Here is an 18,528-nt window from a genome sequence, read left to right as displayed (position 1 = left end):
ATCAGTCACGCTAAAAACAGTTAAAATTTAGCTTTAAATGTGATTTCGATTAAGCATATTGGGATTATAGCTATATTGTTATAACATATAGCTGTGATCTATTTCTCATTATTTTTAGGTTGAATATATGTCAAAAGCAATTAAATTAACGACACTTGCGGTGGCTTTGAGTGTGTTATCTGGGGCCGCCTTTGCAGGAACTTGGTCAGTTGGTGGTTCAGTATTAGCACAGTCAACACCTTATAAAGGAATTAAGAGCCGTGATTATGTCACGCCAGTGCCTATAGTTAATTATGATAGTGAGAATTTCTATTTTCATACATTAGCAGCTGGTTATTATCTATGGAATGATACACAAGACCAGTTATCATTGGATGCTTATTATTACCCACAATTTTTTAAACCTAAAGACAATGATGATAAAGCAATGCGTGAATTAGACCGTCGCCGTGATACGGTGATGACTGGTCTGACTTATCGTCATAAAGCTGATTGGGGTACACTAAGAACGAATATTTCTGGTGATATCTTAGGTATCAGTAATGGTATTCGTGGTGAGTTTGCCTACCTGTATGGTTTTGAAGGTGATAAATGGTCAATCACTCCAGGCCTTGGTATTAAATGGGATAGTAAGAACCAAAACCGTTATGAATATGGCGTGTCTTCAAAAGAATCACGTAATAGCGGTTTAAAACGTTATAACCCAGGTTCAAGTTGGACACCATACATTGAAGTGACAGGAAATTACCGTTTTGATGAAAATTGGACTGTATTCGCAATGGGCCGTGTTGACCGTCTACCAAGTGAAGTGAAAGATAGCCCAATGGTAAATAAAGATGTTTCCGCCATTATGTGGACAGGTGTCACTTACACATTCTAAGTTTGTGATAGAAAATTAAATTAATTAGCCCCTGATATTCTTACAATTATCAGGGGCTAATTTTATCTATCTAGTTATCTACCTAGAAAATTTATATTCTTAGAATGGATAATTAATCTTGCGGCTTATTATCGCGACTGACCATCACTAAAGAAAGACGAGCAGGGTGTTGTGCTTCACTTTTCATCGGGACGTTGATCCTTGCAGTTTCTACACAAACCATTTGTTTGTACCCATTATTTGGCATGTCATCCATGCTACATGATAATTCTGCCCAAGGGTTCCAACAGACAACATCACTATTATGGTAATGGTGAATTTCTATTGTACGTGCCCAGCCATCATCACGTAATAAGCTGTATTCTTCCGGTTCTGAATAAATACGATCGGTGTGCTTATTAAATTTGAGTGGTTCATTCACATAAGCTTCTTTATCTGCGACTTTATCGAAGTAGTGGCCGCCTAACCCATAGACGGTGGCTTTTTGGATATCACTGATATTGAAATAACTATGCAATGCGGCAGTCGTTTCGAAATCTCCATAACTTTCTAATTCAAGTTCACATGTTTCCCCAAGTTTCATACGTAAGATCAGGGTGAACTCATGGGGCCATAATTTACGGGTATAGTCGGTATCCGTTAACGTGAAGGTTAAAATAACACCATCTTCATGTTCATTATGTGCGGTGAATTGCCAAGGTAAAATTCGTGCAAAACCATGACTAGGACTGGCAACAGGACCGAACCAAGGCCAACAAATAGGAATACCACCGCGAATAGCAACGCCTTCTTTAAAGGCACTTTCTGAACTTAGCCATAAGCAAGGTTTTTGCCCCGCGGGTTGCCAATCAATAAGTTGAGCGCCTTGTAAACTGACAGCACCACGTACTTTGGGATGTGAAATAACAATAAGTGGGAGCTCATCGAGTTGGCGTTGAGTAATGTAAGCAGAGACTTGTTTAATGACTGGTAGTGCAAAAAGTTTGTCGTGCATGGTATTAGGCCTGTGTTCATTCACTTAAATTATTTAGAAGTTCCTATGTGGCATACTTAAAGCCGCAGTGAATCGTATTCGTTCTAAAATAAGTCATGTTTATAGCGTATCCAATAGAAGATCAACCATAAGCGATATTGCAGAAAATATGAAGTGTTAATTTGTTATTGGATACGATACAAAAGAGCCGCCAAATTGGCGGCTCAGTTAGACAGATTACATTACAGCTCTTATTTAGAGATGTGAGCGATCAGGTCTAAAACTTTGTTAGAGTAACCCGTTTCGTTGTCATACCAAGAAACTAATTTAACAAAGTTGTCGTTCAGTGCGATACCTGCTTTAGCATCAAATACTGAAGTCAGTTTTTCACCGTTGAAGTCAGTTGATACAACGTCATCTTCAGTGTAACCCAGAACTCCTTTCAGTTCGCCTGCAGCTGCTTCTTTGATAGCATCACAGATTTGAGCATAAGTTGCTGGTTTTTCTAAACGAACAGTTAAATCAACAACTGATACGTTAGGAGTAGGTACACGGAAAGACATACCAGTCAGTTTACCGTTCAGCTCAGGGATAACTTTACCTACGGCTTTAGCAGCACCGGTTGATGAAGGGATGATGTTTTGAGCAGCACCACGACCACCACGCCAGTCTTTATGTGAAGGACCATCAACAGTTTTTTGTGTTGCAGTTGTTGCGTGAACTGTTGTCATCAGACCTTCAACGATACCGAACTTGTCATTGATAACTTTAGCCAGTGGAGCTAAGCAGTTAGTTGTACAAGATGCGTTAGAAACGATTTCTTGACCTGCGTAAGCTTTGTGGTTAACGCCCATAACGAACATAGGAGTATCATCTTTAGAAGGGCCAGTCAGAACAACTTTCTTAGCGCCAGCTTGGATGTGTTTACGTGCAGTTTCATCAGTTAAGAAGATACCTGTTGCTTCAGCAACGACGTCAACACCGACTTCGTTCCATTTCAGGTTTGCAGGATCTTTTTCTGCTGTTACACGGATGTTTTTGCCGTTTACAACTAGGTGACCATCTTTAACTTCAACAGTACCGTTGAAACGACCATGAGTTGAGTCGTATTTCAGCATGTATGCCATGTATTCTGCATCGAGCAGGTCGTTGATAGCAACGATTTCGATGTCAGAACGCTCTTGTGCAGCACGGAAAACGATACGGCCAATACGACCAAAACCATTAATACCTACTTTGATAGTCATAGTATTTCCACCAGCTATTTATTCGTGAATTAAGTTGTAGTTAAAGTTACCAAAACCTTGCCAGCCGTCAAGCGGAATCGTGTCAATTATTGAAAAAAATCAATTCTGATACCACCAATTGCTTATTTGTCAGCCACTTCAGCGGCAAATACAGCCGCACGTATTATCGGGATTGTACGGCATAATGAAACCATCTATCAGTGATATATGTGATACGGTTCACAAATCAAAACGGAAAGTAAGATGCTTCTTAGTTTAGAATAGTTTTACAGAAAATGTTGTTAATTTTTTGTTGATTGAAATTGATGTATGATAACCATCAACCACTTTAGTTATTTAAATATTTAGGTATGACATGTCAAGTAAAGATAAACAACCTATTGATATTTCAGAATTAAATGAGATGCAGCGTTACGTTACACAGCAAGCGGGTACCGAGCCGCCATTTAGTGGCCAATTATTGCATAACCGTAAAGAAGGTGTGTACGAGTGCTTATGCTGTGGTTCACCTTTATTTATGTCTGAGACCAAATTTGATGCAGGTTGTGGGTGGCCAAGTTTTTACCAACCCGTCAATGAAGAGGCAATCAAATACATTGAGGATTTCTCTCATGGGATGCACCGCATTGAAGTTCGCTGTCAACACTGTAATGCGCATTTAGGGCATGTGTTTCCAGATGGTCCTCAGCCTACTGGTCAGCGTTACTGCATTAATTCAGCATCATTAAGCTTTATTGATGACGATAGCGGTGAAAAGACGCGTGGATAAATAGCTGAAGCGTGCTGAAGCCATTTTTTTAGAATGACAAAAACGATTCAGCTATTGGCTGAAATCAAGAATAATAAAATAATGAGTGAATTATGTATTTGAAGGAGCTTTACCGTGAGCGTTGAAGTCAGTCCTGAGCAACTTGAACAATTATTAGCAGTGATGACCCCTGAAATTTATGAACGCCTTGTGACCGCTGTTGAGCTCGGTAAATGGCCAGATGGTGTGATGTTAACGCCAGAACAAAAAGAACATAGCTTACAAATGGTATTATTGTGGCAGTCACGGCATAACCATGACCCTGAGCATATGACGGTAGGGACTAATGGTGAAATTACGATGAAGAGCAAGCAAGAGCTAAAAACGTTGTTTCAAGGTGAGATGTTAGCAACATTAAAACCGCAAAATAATGATGAATAGCGGTTGCTCTAGAGAATAGCTTGTTTATTCAATATGATGCTGCATAGTGACAGTGTCACTAAAACAAGTTTTCTCAATTACTAGATTTTCAATTATTACATGAGAAAACTTGTCCATAAAACATGTCCTAATGCAGGTCGGTTAATGTAATTAACCTCGCACCTTGATTTTGCATTTCGACTAAAGCTTCTTGGCTGTCATTGGCCCCGAGATTGACGCCTCTACACCCATCGACTAAAACATCTACGGTATAACCTAATTTTAACGCATCTAACACGGTAAACTTGACACAGTAATCCGTCGCAATTCCCATAATAATTAAATGCGAAATATGGTGTTCTTGTAGCCACGTATGTAGGCGCGTTTGGCTAATTTTATCATTATCAAAAAAGGCACTATAGCTATCAACCTGGGGGTTTTCCCCTTTGGTAAAAATTGCACTAATAAGCGATTGATTTAAATTTTTGTGTAATTCAGCGCCATGTTCACCTTGTACGCAATGAATAGGCCACCAAACTTGTGTAATACCATTTAGCTCACCGACTTCGCCAATTTGAGTATTTGAATTGGCCGCGAAACTAAGGTGTGTCGCAGGGTGCCAATCTTGGCTTGCAATGATGTCTATCTGTTTTTGTTGGCAAATATCCATCGCTTTATTAGCAACATCAATAACATGTTCGCTTTCATTTACTGCTAATGTGCCACCCGTGCAGAAATCGTTTTGTAAATCGACTAACAGTAATGCTGCTTTCATTATGTCCTCAGTATGTTATCTGTTATTCATCAGCATAGCTCAACTCGCCGCGTAAATTATTCTGCATTAACTCACGGATTAAAGCAGGGGTATAATTTTGACTCAGTAAGTAGTGCAATTTACTTAAGGCGGCTTCAAAAGTCATGTCATATCCACTTATCACACCCGCTTCTGCAAGTGCGTGTCCTGTGGCGTAGCCTTCCATATTAACACGGCCAGAAATACATTGTGTCAGGTTCACCACAATAATCCCTCGGTTCGTTGCTTCACGGAGTATGCGCAGTAATTCAGGCTGCTGAGGGGCATTACCGACACCGTAAGAGCGCAATATCAGCGCTTTAACGGGTTGTTGGAGAATGTTGCGTACAATTTCAATTGATAGCCCTGGATAAAGTGTCACCACGCCGATAGGTTGAGGTGTAATTCGGTGACTTTTAAATTCGCCTATACCAATAGGTGCAGGGCACGTATTAAATGAGCGAATATGAATGCCAGCTTCCATTAATGGCGAACAGTTAGGTGAACTGAATGCATCAAAGCCATCTGCATGGGCCTTAACAGTGCGGTTACCGCGATATAATTTATTATTGAAAAATAATCCCACCTCATTAATGGGGTAGTTTGCTGCTAAATATAATGCATTTAGTAGATTAGTTTGCCCATCAGAACGTAATGCTTCTAAAGGGATTTGTGACCCTGTCACTATTACGGGTTTTTTCAAGTTTTCAAACATGAAAGATAACGCTGAGGCGGTGAAAGCCATCGTGTCAGTGCCATGTAATATGACAAACCCATCATAAAGTGGATAGTTCTCACGTATATCATCAGCGATAAGTTGCCAGTCTTCAGGAGTGATATCAGATGAATCAATTAAAGGCTGATGTTCACGGATCGTAAACTCAGGCATTTCAGGGCGGTGAAACTCGGGCATCTGAGCTAACTGAGCTTGCAAATGGCCGGAAACAGGAATATATCCCTGTGGTGAATGGCGCATGCCAATTGTTCCACCAGTGTAAACAACATAAATTGATTTCTTCTGCATCTTATTACCTAATTTATCCAACTTATCGAAGGAGAGTGATTATCAGGATTTTGACGTATTTGTTAGCGTATTACTATCGTTAACTTGCGAATAGTTAGATTGATATGAGGTTATTGATGGGTTTGTGAGAGAAATCCCCTTCATTGAATCTGAAGGGGATTCAGCGATTAGTTAATTTCCGCGCAATTTAAACAAAAAGCATAGCGGTTTTGTGGGTCATTCATTTTTAAGAAAAATTGCGCTTGTTGGCGGATATCCGTCGCGACTGCTGGTGGTAAAAATACGTGTAGCACATCCGGCATGGCGGCTTGAACGTTTGTCGTTAATTCAAGTAACAATTGATCCATAAAGGTCAACTCAGGCTTCATCCAATCTAACTTAACGTCAGTGAGTTTAGCGAGCTCAGCAGCTTTATCTACGGCATTATCAAAATCACCTAGTTGGTCTACAAGACCATTTTTAAGCGCGTCTTGCCCAATCCATACACGGCCTTGAGCGATTTGGTCTATCTCTGCCGGTGTTTTATGGCGAGATTTAGCCACTAAGCCAATAAATGTCTCATAGCCATTCTCAATGGTAATTTGCATCATGTCAGCAAATTGTGGGCTGATCCCTTTAGTCAAAGAAATATCGGCTAATGGCGACGTTGATACGCCATCAGTATATACCCCTATAGAATCTAAAGATTTTTCAAAGGTATTAATTACGCCAAATATACCAATCGAACCAGTCAGCGTGTTTGGACTGGCAATGATATAGTCCGCTGGAGTTGAGACCCAATACCCCCCAGATGCAGCCATTCCCCCCATAGATACAACAACAGGTTTACCTGCAGCATGAGCAGAAGCCAGTTCACTGCGGATCAAATCAGAAGCGCTTACGCTACCACCTGGACTGTTAACGCGCAAAACTATCGCTTTAATATTATCATCAAGGCGAGCGTCACGAATTTGTGCTGCGATGGTATCGCCTCCTGCAATCCCAGCCGTTTGTGGGCCATCCATGATAGCACCTTGAACGACAATCACGGCGATATTGCCACTTTGATTAGCATTGGTATCTGCTATTTTAGTGGAATAATCATAGATACTAATATTATTGAATTGTTTATCTTCTTTATTCCAGCCAAAGTGTTTACTGAGTAAATCTTCAACTTGTTCGTTAGTATAAAGTTTATCAACCAATTTTTGTTTTAACGCGTATTGTGCGCTATCGCCTTTGACTGAACGTAATTTCTCTAAAATAGCATCAGCCCCAGGAAAAATTTGTGTGCTGGTCGTATTGCGGTTTTTGGCGATTTCTGTGAGGTAATTGTTCCAAAGGGCATCCAGCCACTGTTTATTGGCTAAACGTGCTTCAGGGGACATCTCATCACGCATTAATGGTTCAACCGCTGATTTATAGGTACCAACACGGAAAATATGGCTACTAACTTTAAGTTTTTCTAACAGTGACTTGTAGTAGAGCCCATTTGTTGCAAAGCCATATACCCCAACAGCACCTTGCGGTGTGAGGTAAATATCATCAGCGTAACTGGCGAGGTAGTATTGCGATTGATTATAACTGTTACCAATGGCGTAAACCTGTTTTCCTGAACTTTTAAACTCATTAATTGCTTTACCGATATAAGCGAGAGAGGGCTGATCGGCTCCAGCTAAATCATCTAAGCGTAATACCATCCCTGTAATGCGGTCATCATTTGCAGCGGTGCGAATGGTGTCAACGATGTCGAATAGTGAATTCTCTTGCATACGGCTGTTTGAGGTACCAAGTAATTCACGGCTCATACGACCAAATGGGTCTGGAGTAGAGACTTGGTCTACGATAACCCCCTGTAAATCCACATACAAAGCACCAAAATAATTTTTTTCGGGTTGAGTCTCTGTCTGATAAAGAGCAATCGACCCAATAACAACAAAAAATAATACTAAGAAAATGGTGTTGAAAACGAATTCCCTAATAAAGTTCAGTGCTCGCCAGCTAATTCTAAAAATGGTAGCGATGATGTCCCATAGTTGACGCATGTTTTCTCCTATCCTGCATATTCTGCACCACAAGGGTGTTGGCTTCATTTGTTTGCCGTTGACTTATGGCACAAACTATTTTTGGATATTACATAAATAGTTCTTTCTACAGTTGGGTTACTTCAGCCTGTAGCACGAATTAACAACAATATACTCAAAAGCAAATCTGTTACCCGATCACCACATCGAACACTTGATATCTTAGTTGTATCAATACAATTAGTTGCAATAGCGGGCTATTTTTATGCATAACAAAATTATGATACGCAAGGTACAATGCTTCAATGATATTTTTCACATGTGACAAATGATACAATTCAATGAATTTATAACGTAATTTTACCTAACGAATAACTGTTATTGTTGTATTAGTGTAAGCGATTTTCCTTTAAGCTTAAACAATAGATAGCGTGGGTATAATTATCTAATTGAATGATTATCATATCAGTTTACTCTTAAACGGAGACAAATATGGATGCTTTGACCCTTTTGTTGAACCGCCGTTCAGCTTCAAGACTTACAACACCAGCACCGCAAGGCGAAGAACTCGACAATATACTTGCTGCGGGGATGAGAGCACCTGATCACGGTGCTTTGAAGCCGTGGCATTTTGTTGTTATGCAAAATGAGGGGATTAAACGCTTCAGTGAGCTATTGGAAAAAGCAGCAATTGAAGGGCAATTAGGCGCAGAGGTACAAGAAAAAGCTCGTAATGCCCCTTTTCGTGCCCCATTAATTATTACTGTGATCGCTAAATTAAAAGATCATCCGAAAATACCACAATGGGAACAATTAGTTGCTGCGAGCTGTACGGTACAAGCAATGCAGATGGCAGCAGTAGCTCAAGGTTTTGGCGGTATATGGCGCTCAGGTTCATGGACAGAAGATGCTGTGGTTCGTGCCGGATTAGGTTGTGGAGATAACGACCGCATTGTTGGGTTCCTTTATTTAGGAACTCCAGAGCTTAAAGCTCCAGTAAAAGTACAAGCTCCTGATATGACAGGCTATGTATCTCACTTCTAAAGAGAATAATAATGACTGAAAAAATTAGATTAACTCAATATAGTCATGGTGCTGGTTGCGGTTGTAAAATTGCACCGAAAGTATTAGAGCAAATTCTACACACAGAGCAAGCAAAATTTCATGATCCACATTTGTTAGTTGGTAATGAAACTAAAGATGATGCGGCCGTTTATGATTTAGGTAATGGAATAGGCATCATCAGCACAACAGACTTTTTCATGCCGATCGTTGACTCCCCATTTGAATTTGGTCGGATTGCAGCAACCAACGCGATTAGCGATATTTTTGCAATGGGTGGTAAGCCAATTATGGCCATTGCTATTTTAGGCTGGCCAATTGCGAAGTTACCACCGGAAGTGGCTCGTGAGGTGATTGAAGGTGGACGTGCAGCTTGTGCTGATGCGGGTATCTCGTTAGCTGGTGGCCATTCTATTGATGCACCTGAGCCTATTTTTGGTTTGGCGGTTACGGGTGTTGTGAATACGGAGTATGTGAAGAAAAATAGTGCCGCAACAGCGGGGTGCGAATTGTTTTTGACGAAACCGCTTGGAATTGGTGTTTTGACAACAGCAGAGAAAAAAGGGGTACTTGCGCCGGAACATCAACACTTAGCGGCAGAAACCATGTGTCAAATGAATAAGCTAGGTGCGGTGGTTGCGCCTTTAGATGGTGTGACGGCAATGACTGACGTGACTGGTTTCGGTTTATTAGGTCATTTAAGTGAGATTTGCGAAGGGTCTAAAGTTCGTGCTGAAATCTCCTTTAGTAAAGTTCCTAAATTAGCCAATGTCGAAAAATATATTGAAGCAGGTTGTGTTCCTGGGGGAACCACTCGTAACTTTGACAGTTATGGGCACCTTATTGGCCCTATGAGTGATATGCAGCGTCAACTACTGTGTGATCCTCAAACTTCTGGCGGCTTACTTATTGCAGTAAAACCTTCCGAAGTCTCTAAAATTAAAGAGATTGCACAGCAGCAAGGTGTTTTGTTACAGTCTATCGGTAAATTATTACCCCATCAGGATAATGTTCCTTTAGTTGAAGTGATAGATTAATTTATGCGTTTGTTTATTGCGGAAAAACCGAGCCTTGCAAGGGCCATTGCAGATGTATTACCAAAGCCCCACAAACGAGGTGATGGTTTTATTCAATGTGGTGATGGCCAAACTGTAACATGGTGTATTGGCCATCTTTTAGAGCAGGCGGAACCCGATGCTTATGAACCTCGGTATGCACGATGGAATCTTCAGGATTTGCCAATTATCCCTGATAAGTGGCAATTGAAGCCCCGTCCCGCAGTAACTAAACAATTAAAAACTATTGAAACATTGCTGAAGCAAGCCTCAATAGTTGTCCATGCAGGGGACCCCGATAGAGAAGGTCAATTGCTGGTGGACGAAGTGCTTGACTTTTTGAAGCTCGACCCTGAAAAACGCAAAGAAGTAAAACGTTGTTTAATCAATGACCTTAACCCACAAGCCGTTGAGCGGGCAATTGAGCGTTTGAGAGAAAATCGTGAGTTTATTCCTCTTTGTGTCTCTGCTTTAGCAAGAGCACGGGCAGATTGGTTGTATGGCATCAATATGACCCGTGCTTATACGTTATTAGGGCAACGAGGAGGCTATCAAGGCGTTCTTTCTGTAGGGCGGGTTCAAACTCCGGTATTGGGGTTAGTTGTTAGGCGCGACGAAGAAATAGAAAACTTTGTACCTAAAGACTATTTTGAGGTTAAAGCTCATATTGTTACGCCAAAGGATGAGCGCTTTGTAGCGATATGGCAGCCAAGCGACTCCTGTATTGACTATCAGGATGAAGAAGGGCGTTTATTCCATCGGCCGCTTGCAGAGCATGTGGTATCGCGTATTGAGGGCAAACCTGCCATAGTGACGCAATATCAGGACAAGCGCGAATCAGAAATTGCACCGTTGCCTTTCTCTTTATCTTCTTTGCAGATTGAAGCTGCCAAAAAATATGCGTTGAGCGCTCAAGAAGTATTGGACATTTGCCAACGTTTATATGAAACACATAAGTTGATTACTTATCCACGTTCAGATAGCCGTTATTTACCGGATGAACATTTTGCAGGGAGACACAGTGTCTTGAATGCAATTGCGGTGCATCAACCAGACCTCACTGAATTTGAATTGCCTGAGCTGGATAAAAAGAACCGGTGTTGGGATGATAAAAAAGTCGATGCTCACCATGCCATTATCCCAACAGCAAAAACGGCAGCAGTAAAGTTAACTGAGAATGAAAGTAAAATTTACCAATTGATTGCGCGTCAATATATTATTCAGTTTATGCCCGATGCGGTTTACCGTAAGTGTACAATTGATCTAGAAATTGAAAAGGGTAAATTTATTGCAAAAGCTCGATTTCTTGCTGAAGCAGGTTGGCGAGTCGTATTGGGCAATAAAGAGCGCGATGCTGAAAACGATGGTATGCCACTGCCAGTTGTGAGTAAGAATGATGAGTTGTTATGTGAAAAAGGGGAAGTGGTTGAACGGCAAACGCAGCCTCCACGTCCTTTTACGGATGCAACGTTATTATCAGCAATGACTGGGATCGCTCGTTTTGTACAAGATAAAGCATTAAAAAAAGTATTGCGAGAAACGGATGGGCTTGGTACAGAAGCGACTAGAGCCGGTATCATTGACTTACTATTCAAACGCCAATTTCTCTACAAAAAAGGGCGTTATATTCATTCCTCGCCTGCGGGAAGGGCTCTAATTCATGTTTTACCCGATATGGCAACATTACCAGATATGACAGCCCATTGGGAGTCAGTATTAACCCAAATTAGTGAAAAACAATCACGTTATGATGATTTTATGCATCCACTAAGCCAAACGCTAATGCAATTAATTCATCATGCACGTCAGTTTACAAATTTGAGGGCATTTCGAGAACTCCCCGCTCCATCAGTAAAAACGGGGAAAAAACCAGTAAAAGCGGGTAAGAAAACAAAAAAGAAACAGGATTAGTTGAGTCTGGTAAACCAATAAAAGGCGCTTAAGGCGCCTTTTTGCATTATGACAAGTAAGAAAGTTTACTTTGAGAGGTCAAATTCAGACCATACAGGTGCGTGGTCTGATGGCTTTTCCATCCCGCGGATTTCGTAATCAATACCCGTTGCAATACAACGCTCAGCGAGTTTATTGGAGGCCAGTAATAAATCGATACGTAGGCCACGGTTATCATCGAAGCCTTTCGAACGGTAGTCAAACCATGAGTAGCAATCAGAAATATCAGGGTTTTTTGCACGATATGTATCGACTAAACCCCAGCCTAATAATTTAGCTAACCACTCACGCTCTTCGGGTAAAAAAGAGCATTTTCCGGTTTTTAACCAACGTTTACGGTTTGCATCACCGATACCAATATCAAGGTCGGTTGGGCTGATATTCATGTCACCCATAATGAGCAACTGTGACTCTGCCGTTTGTGTTGATGTGATGTAATTTTGTAAATCTTGATAAAATTTTTCTTTTGCCGGAAATTTTGTTGGGTGGTCACGGCTTTCTCCTTGAGGAAAATAACCATTTACAACCGTCAATGGGCCGCGATCTGTTTGGATATCAGCCATGATAATGCGACGCTGTGCATCGTCATCGTCAGTTGGAAAACCTTTACGGACAGCAAGAGGCTCATTTTTAGTTAATAGAGCCACGCCATAATGCGCTTTTTGACCGTGATAAAAAACATGATAGCCGAGCTGACTAACTTCTTCATAAGGAAACATATCATCATGGACTTTGGTTTCTTGTAAGCCAATAACCTCAGGTTGATGTTTTTCGATGATTGCAGCGAGTTGGTGAGGGCGAGCTCGAAGGCCATTAATATTGAACGATATGAATTTCATGGTTTTTTATCACCTAGTTTTATGATTATTATGCTTATTCTACCAGATGGTAGCAATACTGTAACCCCGCGTAGCATGTTTCAACGGTTAGATTGTTTTAAAGACGATAATGGCTATGATAAAAATGCTCATGGCTTAACTTATTCTTGGTATAGTATCAAAATTCAGTGGTTAATATAAAAATAATAATAAATTTAATTAATCAAAAAATATTATGGCTAATTAAATTTATTATGGGTGCTAGAGTTTAGTTTTCTATTAAAGCTAAATTAATAATATCATTATTAACTAGTTTTAATTTCATTTAAAGTCAATTGGTTATTTATATTTTAATGTGATTTAATAGTGGGGGAATAAAAAATAATCAATCGAAACAATATAATATATTGCTTTGTAATGATGGAAATTATAAAAATACTTTTATGAAATATTGTTAATCATTCAATAAAAAATCAAGTTTGATTTTTTATTTTGTGAATTAATTTCTGGGTTAATCAATATAATTATTAATGAGAAAGTTAAGTATGTTGATTAATATTTTAATAAACTGAATGGGGTCATAGATATGTTCTTTTCAAGAAAATTAGAGGCGTTTATGGCGGTTGTTGAGAATGGCTCGTTAAGCAAGGCTGCAAGAGTGATGAACCGTACGACACCTCCCATCGCGAAGTCAATCAAAGACTTTGAGACAAGCCTAGGAAAACGGCTTTTTAAACGAGAAAAATTTGGAATGACATTAACTAAGGATGGCCAAGAACTTTATAACGATCTAAGAGATCTTTATTTACAGGAGAAAGAAATAACAAAAAAACATTTTTCTGGTTATATAATAAATGAGGCTAATATTTATTATGATTGGGGTAAGGAAAGCCATTTAATTAATTTATATCAATCAGCACATCAAAATAATGTGCAAGTAAATATATTAAGGTTTAATTATGATGAAGTAGATGAAATTGTCGATTATGATGGTAATACACTTATTCTTAGCTCTGAACAAGTTGTCAGTGAGCGATTTTCATTACAAAAAATAATAGAAAACTCACCATTAGGTATCTATTGTAGGAAAGAACTTTATGAAAAATTCCATTATGACCTTGTTACACTATTACAAAAAAGTACATGGCTATGTGATCCCGCATTTTATAAAAGTTCATTAATGAGTGATTTATTAGCAAAAATTGAAACGGTTGATAATAAAACGAGTGTGAGACAAATGGATAATATTGGTTGTTGCCAAAGTTTCATTCAAGATGGTGATTTTATAGGCATAATAGACCATTATCCAGAAGAAGAATTGATTGATAAATCATTGATTTATATACCATTGAATAAAATTTTGGGGAAAAGTGTGTGTTATATCTATAAATCAAAGTCACACTCAAGTGTGTTAAATCGTTTTATGGGAGTTGTTGATAAACTAGGAGGTGAAATCAATTAAATGGTGGTGGGAGAAGGATTCGAACCTTCGAAGTCTGTGACGGCAGATTTACAGTCTGCTCCCTTTGGCCGCTTGGGTATCCCACCAGATTTTGAGTTGCTGTAATCATTGACAGCGGGCGGCATCATATCAAATGACGCGCCGCTGTAAAGCATTAATTTTCAATAAAATGGTTGTTTGCTGTTTTTTTATTCTTAATGCGTGTTAAATCAACAAAGTGTTGTTAAATAAGCCGCTATATTATTGGCTTATAAAATAATGGTGCGATTACCATATACAAATACACGTTGAGCTAAGACCCAATAGAGAGCATGGCTTAGTACATTTTTTTCAACATCACGCCCTGCACGCATCATATCATCGGCTGTGAATGTATGGTCTACATTAATCACATTCTGTGTAATGATTGGTCCTTCATCAAGGTTATCATTAACAAAGTGCGCAGTAGCCCCAATAATTTTTACGCCACGCTCATAAGCTTGGTGATAAGGGCGGGCACCAATAAATGCAGGTAAAAACGAGTGGTGAATATTGATAATTTGGTTTGGATAATGCTGCACAAATGCAGGCGTTAATACACGCATATATTTAGCTAAGACAACATAATCAGGCTGATATTGGTCAATCTGCGCTGTCATTTTTTCGTCATGTTGTTCGCGTGTTAGGCCTTCATGGCTAATATGGTGGAATGGAATACCAAATTGTTCGACTAAGTTTTTTAGCGTGTCGTGGTTTCCTATAACCGCTGCAATTTCAACATCTAAGCCATCATAAGCACTTTTCATGAGCAGGTCGCCCAAACAATGTGCTTCTTTTGTAACCATAACGACAATACGACGACGACCCGCTGTGTTTAATTCACGTTGAGACCCAACTGGTAATGCATCATCGAGGTCAGCTAATAATGTTTCATCGTTGAAAATACCTTCTAACTCAGTTCTCATAAAGAAACGGCCAGTGTGATGATCAACAAACTCATTATTTTGTACAATGTTGAGTTGGTGCTTATAGCAAATATTGGTGATTTTCGCGATTAATCCTTTCGCGTCAGGGCAAATTGTCCTGAGAATTTTCTTCTGTACAATTTTGTGTTGCATGAAACAGCCTAATCCTTAACTAACAAAGCGATATGAAAAAATGACGGGTTGAGTATTAAATGTGTCTCATTAGACAGGCATTAAATAAAGGGTAATTAGTCTGGATGACCACACTTTTTATATTTTTGACCAGAGCCACAAGGGCATAAATCATTACGACCGACTTTGGGGGTAATGCCGTCTATATAATACCAACACGAATCCATCTTAATAAAACGCGAACGTTCATGAATAAGCTGCTTATGATCAGCTTTTTCATCAATAAAGCAAGCCGAAAATTCGACATAAGCTTCATTGGGATTTTTAGCATAAGAAGAACTAATAACACGAAGACCAAACCAGTGTGTTTTCGGAAAACTATTGACTATTTCTTGATGCCATTCTTGAGCATGGCAATCTGGGTGCCATGTTTTAATAAGATAATCGACGTCTTGGTGTACATAAGCACTATACCTTGAGCGCATAAGTTGCTCTGGTGTCTGTGGAATAGCTTTCCCTTGTAAAAAAGGAGCGCAGCATTGCTCAAATTGTGCTTCGTTGCCACAGTAACACCTATCTTCTACTTGTGATTTCATAACACTCTCTATAAAAATAAGTATAAGATTGAAAAGTCACTATACTTAAATGATGGCGAATAAATGATTTTATCGTATGAATAATTGTATTGTTAATTAAACCAGGCTTTTGCAGTAGGTATCTTATGAAAAATAGAAAAATACTCATAATAGAAGACGAAATCACCTTCTGTACAATGTTAAAAAACTACCTAGAAACGCTGGGTATTGAGATCTATACCGCAGATAATGGTCAATTAGCAATAGAGATGTTAACAATAGACCGTATCAAACCTGATATCATTCTATGTGACTTAAATATGCCTGTCATGAATGGTGAAGCGTTTATGAAAGCGTTAGTTGCGCGTAATATTGATATTCCTGTCATTGTGATTACAGCAACAACAGATTTCACTCAGTTAGATAGAATGTTTCGCTTAGGTGCAAAGGATGCTTTGTTAAAGCCAATAAAAAATTTAGATGAAGTTAAAGTGACAATCCTTTCTGCTTTGTATCCTGAGCAAAATAACCTAACAGAGCTGTTAGGAGAGGAAATCCCTCAGATTTCGACACTAATGCAAAACGATACTCAAGAACTGTTAGCGGTATTAAAACAGTTACAACCACCAGTACATCAAATTATAAATAATTACCGAATTAACTATCGCCAACTTAATGAGGCTAACCGTTTTGGATTATTATTAGACCTAGCGCCCATTTCAGACAGCCAAATAGGTTTTTACTGCATTGATACTGAGCGCTCTCCTCAAGAAGGCATTATGGCTGCTTTTTTGATTAGAGTCGTGTTCAATGATCTCTTGAAAAGTGCGGTAAGCCACCCAGAAAAAAAATTACCCAATATTGATAGGATTATTAACCAAATAAATTATTTACTGGAAGATTCGGGGTTTAGTGGCCAGTTTCCGCTATTATTGGGGTATTTTAATACACGGAATAAAGCGATTATTATGGCGAGTGCAGGTTTAGAAGCGGATATAACGACAGAAAATGCGCATGTTAAGTTATCTAGAAGCCTTCCTTTAGGAGCGTTGAAATTTTACCAATCTAATCATTTAGAGGTAAAAGGAAATGCTTGGCAGTGTTTAATTCGCAATAATAGCCAGAAAATAAAACTAATGTTTAACCCCGAAACATAGTTAACACCTAAAATGTATACTCTTTTAATCTGAATAACTCTATTCGGACTCGTCGCTATTTATTCATGAACATTTCCTGATATACTTCTGCGCACTTAAAATGCCTCTTGATACTTTAGTGTAATTCGAGAGGCTAAGATGATATCTGGAGTGATAAAAATGACACAGCGCAAGGTGCGTAAAGCGGTAATCCCAGTTGCGGGCTTAGGGACTCGTATGCTTCCTGCAACAAAGGCAATCCCAAAAGAAATGTTACCAATAGTTGATAAGCCACTTATTCAATATGTTGTTAATGAGTGTATCGCTGCTGGGATCAATGAAATTGTTTTAGTGACACATTCATCAAAAAATTCCATTGAAAACCACTTTGACACAAGCTTTGAGTTAGAGGCTATCTTGGAAGCGCGTGTTAAGCGCCAGTTATTGGATGAGGTTCAATCTATTTGCCCAAGCCACGTAACGATTATGCAAACACGACAAGGAATAGCAAAAGGATTAGGTCATGCAATTTTGTGTGCTAAACCTTTAGTCGGTGAAGAGCCTTTTGCGGTTATTTTACCCGATGTCATTTTAGACCGTTACAGTACAGATTTAACCAAATTTAATTTGCGTGAAATGCTAGAACAATATGAGTCAACAGGCGCAAGTCAAATTTTAGTTGAACCAGTCCCTGAAGAAGATGTATCTAACTATGGTATTGTGGATTGTAATGGAGAAATGTTAGAACCTGGAGATAGTAAAAGAATTATTCGTATGGTTGAAAAACCAAAACGTGAAGAAGCTCCATCTAATTTATCTATTGTTGGCCGTTATGTTTTATCTGAAAAGATTTGGGATGCATTAGCCAAAACAGCGCCAGGTGCTGGGGATGAAATACAATTAACCGATGCTATTGCATTAATGATGGAAAATAATGAGCCAGTAGAGGCCTACCACTTATGTGGTAAAAGTCATGACTGTGGAAATAAATTAGGTTATATGAAAGCGTTCGTTGAATATGGAATGCAGCATGATGCACTGGGAGATGAGTTTACCCAGTGGCTGAAGAAATTATCAGTATCATTGAATTCAGCAAAATAAAATTCCGCAATAAATTTTATTAAAGGCTAACTTAATTTGTTAGCCTTTTTTTATACGTAGATAAATAAATTATTAACAAAAATACCAAGTATAAAGAGGAACACTCTGACTTGAGCTGTTCAGTCTGTACACGTTATAAGTGGTGAGAGTACAAAAATTAGCATACAACTTCATTACATAAATAGAATCACTGAAAAATATTTAA

The 18,528-nt window shown here is 39.1% G+C and carries 17 protein-coding genes and 1 tRNA gene; 9 read left to right on the top strand and 9 right to left on the bottom strand.

Features of this window, described 5'->3' with window-relative positions:
- Nucleotides 1-127: 127 nt before the first annotated feature.
- A complete protein-coding gene (locus SJ312_RS05130; RefSeq protein ID WP_004254041.1) occupies nt 128-880 on the top strand; it encodes a MipA/OmpV family protein in 753 nt (250 codons plus the stop codon).
- Between the two features lie 112 nt (nt 881-992).
- On the opposite strand, the gene SJ312_RS05125 is transcribed toward SJ312_RS05130, so the two are convergent.
- Together SJ312_RS05125 and gapA are read right to left on the bottom strand one after the other, a co-directional pair.
- Nucleotides 993-1,874, bottom strand: a complete 882-nt coding sequence (locus SJ312_RS05125; RefSeq protein ID WP_004254046.1) for a D-hexose-6-phosphate mutarotase — start codon at nt 1,872-1,874, stop codon at nt 993-995.
- Nucleotides 1,875-2,104: 230 nt separating this feature from the next.
- Entirely contained in the window at nt 2,105-3,100 is a 996-nt protein-coding gene (gene gapA, locus SJ312_RS05120; protein ID WP_319867110.1) for a glyceraldehyde-3-phosphate dehydrogenase, read from the bottom strand.
- Between the two features lie 355 nt (nt 3,101-3,455).
- On the opposite strand from gapA, the gene msrB reads away from it, so the two are divergent.
- On the top strand, nt 3,456-3,869 hold the full coding sequence (msrB, locus tag SJ312_RS05115) for a peptide-methionine (R)-S-oxide reductase MsrB (protein ID WP_004254053.1): 414 nt from the start codon (nt 3,456-3,458) through the stop codon (nt 3,867-3,869).
- 114 nt (nt 3,870-3,983) lie between these two features.
- Nucleotides 3,984-4,289, top strand: a complete 306-nt coding sequence (locus SJ312_RS05110) for a YeaC family protein (RefSeq protein ID WP_004254056.1) — start codon at nt 3,984-3,986, stop codon at nt 4,287-4,289.
- A gap of 127 nt (nt 4,290-4,416) precedes the next feature.
- Here SJ312_RS05110 and pncA read toward each other — a convergent pair whose 3' ends face one another.
- The 3 genes from pncA to sppA all read right to left on the bottom strand — a co-directional run bounded on the left by pncA (nt 4,417) and on the right by sppA (nt 8,109).
- Nucleotides 4,417-5,043, bottom strand: a complete 627-nt coding sequence (gene pncA, locus SJ312_RS05105; protein ID WP_004254059.1) for a bifunctional nicotinamidase/pyrazinamidase — start codon at nt 5,041-5,043, stop codon at nt 4,417-4,419.
- A 22-nt stretch (nt 5,044-5,065) separates the two neighbouring features.
- A complete protein-coding gene (ansA, locus tag SJ312_RS05100; RefSeq protein WP_004254063.1) occupies nt 5,066-6,085 on the bottom strand; it encodes an asparaginase in 1,020 nt (339 codons plus the stop codon).
- A 167-nt stretch (nt 6,086-6,252) separates the two neighbouring features.
- Nucleotides 6,253-8,109: a signal peptide peptidase SppA gene (sppA, locus tag SJ312_RS05095; RefSeq protein WP_319867108.1), complete on the bottom strand. Its 1,857-nt coding sequence runs from the start codon at nt 8,107-8,109 to the stop codon at nt 6,253-6,255.
- Between the two features lie 471 nt (nt 8,110-8,580).
- Between sppA and SJ312_RS05090 the strand changes: the two genes are divergently transcribed.
- The 3 genes from SJ312_RS05090 to SJ312_RS05080 are packed head-to-tail and all read left to right on the top strand — an operon-like array spanning nt 8,581 to nt 12,116.
- Nucleotides 8,581-9,132 (top strand): NAD(P)H nitroreductase, encoded by a 552-nt coding sequence (locus SJ312_RS05090; RefSeq protein ID WP_004254072.1) that lies wholly within the window; start codon nt 8,581-8,583, stop codon nt 9,130-9,132.
- Nucleotides 9,133-9,143: 11 nt separating this feature from the next.
- Nucleotides 9,144-10,187, top strand: coding sequence for a selenide, water dikinase SelD (gene selD / locus SJ312_RS05085; protein WP_004254077.1), 1,044 nt, complete (start codon nt 9,144-9,146; stop codon nt 10,185-10,187).
- Between the two features lie 3 nt (nt 10,188-10,190).
- Complete coding sequence (locus SJ312_RS05080; RefSeq protein ID WP_110591770.1) at nt 10,191-12,116, top strand: DNA topoisomerase III; 1,926 nt, start codon at nt 10,191-10,193, stop codon at nt 12,114-12,116.
- A gap of 65 nt (nt 12,117-12,181) precedes the next feature.
- Here SJ312_RS05080 and xthA read toward each other — a convergent pair whose 3' ends face one another.
- Nucleotides 12,182-12,994 carry an exodeoxyribonuclease III gene (xthA, locus tag SJ312_RS05075; protein WP_004254084.1) on the bottom strand — a complete coding sequence of 271 codons (813 nt, stop codon included), beginning with the start codon at nt 12,992-12,994 and terminating at the stop codon, nt 12,182-12,184.
- Nucleotides 12,995-13,559: 565 nt separating this feature from the next.
- On the opposite strand from xthA, the gene SJ312_RS05070 reads away from it, so the two are divergent.
- Nucleotides 13,560-14,435 (top strand): LysR family transcriptional regulator, encoded by an 876-nt coding sequence (locus SJ312_RS05070; protein WP_094960519.1) that lies wholly within the window; start codon nt 13,560-13,562, stop codon nt 14,433-14,435.
- A gap of 1 nt (nt 14,436) precedes the next feature.
- Here SJ312_RS05070 and SJ312_RS05065 read toward each other — a convergent pair.
- From SJ312_RS05065 to SJ312_RS05055, 3 genes are all read right to left on the bottom strand, one after another.
- Nucleotides 14,437-14,521 (bottom strand) — tRNA-Tyr (locus SJ312_RS05065).
- A 162-nt stretch (nt 14,522-14,683) separates the two neighbouring features.
- Nucleotides 14,684-15,532 carry a formyltetrahydrofolate deformylase gene (purU, locus tag SJ312_RS05060; RefSeq protein WP_004254090.1) on the bottom strand — a complete coding sequence of 283 codons (849 nt, stop codon included), beginning with the start codon at nt 15,530-15,532 and terminating at the stop codon, nt 14,684-14,686.
- A 95-nt stretch (nt 15,533-15,627) separates the two neighbouring features.
- On the bottom strand, nt 15,628-16,107 hold the full coding sequence (locus SJ312_RS05055; protein WP_004254092.1) for a YchJ family protein: 480 nt from the start codon (nt 16,105-16,107) through the stop codon (nt 15,628-15,630).
- Between the two features lie 125 nt (nt 16,108-16,232).
- On the opposite strand from SJ312_RS05055, the gene rssB reads away from it, so the two are divergent.
- Complete coding sequence (gene rssB, locus SJ312_RS05050) at nt 16,233-17,243, top strand: two-component system response regulator RssB (protein WP_110591769.1); 1,011 nt, start codon at nt 16,233-16,235, stop codon at nt 17,241-17,243.
- A 159-nt stretch (nt 17,244-17,402) separates the two neighbouring features.
- Nucleotides 17,403-18,323 carry a UTP--glucose-1-phosphate uridylyltransferase GalU gene (gene galU / locus SJ312_RS05045; protein WP_036957689.1) on the top strand — a complete coding sequence of 307 codons (921 nt, stop codon included), beginning with the start codon at nt 17,403-17,405 and terminating at the stop codon, nt 18,321-18,323.
- The last annotated feature ends 205 nt before the right edge of the window (nt 18,324-18,528 follow it).

The sequence above is a fragment of the Providencia sp. CIM-Carb-044 genome (assembly GCF_033901115.1).
GTDB classification, from domain to species: domain Bacteria; phylum Pseudomonadota; class Gammaproteobacteria; order Enterobacterales; family Enterobacteriaceae; genus Providencia; species Providencia hangzhouensis.
Note: the sequence above shows the minus strand (reverse complement) of the source record. Positions and strands in the feature narration are given on the sequence as shown.

Excerpts from the sequence above, each read along its gene's own strand:
- SJ312_RS05130 (WP_004254041.1), top strand. The coding sequence starts at position 128 with ATGTCAAAAGCAATTAAATTAACGACACTTGCGGTGGCTTTGAGTGTG.
- SJ312_RS05125 (WP_004254046.1), bottom strand. The coding sequence starts at position 1,874 with ATGCACGACAAACTTTTTGCACTACCAGTCATTAAACAAGTCTCTGCT.
- gapA (WP_319867110.1), bottom strand. The coding sequence starts at position 3,100 with ATGACTATCAAAGTAGGTATTAATGGTTTTGGTCGTATTGGCCGTATC.
- msrB (WP_004254053.1), top strand. The coding sequence starts at position 3,456 with ATGTCAAGTAAAGATAAACAACCTATTGATATTTCAGAATTAAATGAG.
- pncA (WP_004254059.1), bottom strand. The coding sequence starts at position 5,043 with ATGAAAGCAGCATTACTGTTAGTCGATTTACAAAACGATTTCTGCACG.
- ansA (WP_004254063.1), bottom strand. The coding sequence starts at position 6,085 with ATGCAGAAGAAATCAATTTATGTTGTTTACACTGGTGGAACAATTGGC.
- sppA (WP_319867108.1), bottom strand. The coding sequence starts at position 8,109 with ATGCGTCAACTATGGGACATCATCGCTACCATTTTTAGAATTAGCTGG.
- SJ312_RS05090 (WP_004254072.1), top strand. The coding sequence starts at position 8,581 with ATGGATGCTTTGACCCTTTTGTTGAACCGCCGTTCAGCTTCAAGACTT.
- selD (WP_004254077.1), top strand. The coding sequence starts at position 9,144 with ATGACTGAAAAAATTAGATTAACTCAATATAGTCATGGTGCTGGTTGC.
- SJ312_RS05080 (WP_110591770.1), top strand. The coding sequence starts at position 10,191 with ATGCGTTTGTTTATTGCGGAAAAACCGAGCCTTGCAAGGGCCATTGCA.
- xthA (WP_004254084.1), bottom strand. The coding sequence starts at position 12,994 with ATGAAATTCATATCGTTCAATATTAATGGCCTTCGAGCTCGCCCTCAC.
- SJ312_RS05070 (WP_094960519.1), top strand. The coding sequence starts at position 13,560 with ATGTTCTTTTCAAGAAAATTAGAGGCGTTTATGGCGGTTGTTGAGAAT.
- purU (WP_004254090.1), bottom strand. The coding sequence starts at position 15,532 with ATGCAACACAAAATTGTACAGAAGAAAATTCTCAGGACAATTTGCCCT.
- SJ312_RS05055 (WP_004254092.1), bottom strand. The coding sequence starts at position 16,107 with ATGAAATCACAAGTAGAAGATAGGTGTTACTGTGGCAACGAAGCACAA.
- rssB (WP_110591769.1), top strand. The coding sequence starts at position 16,233 with ATGAAAAATAGAAAAATACTCATAATAGAAGACGAAATCACCTTCTGT.
- galU (WP_036957689.1), top strand. The coding sequence starts at position 17,403 with ATGACACAGCGCAAGGTGCGTAAAGCGGTAATCCCAGTTGCGGGCTTA.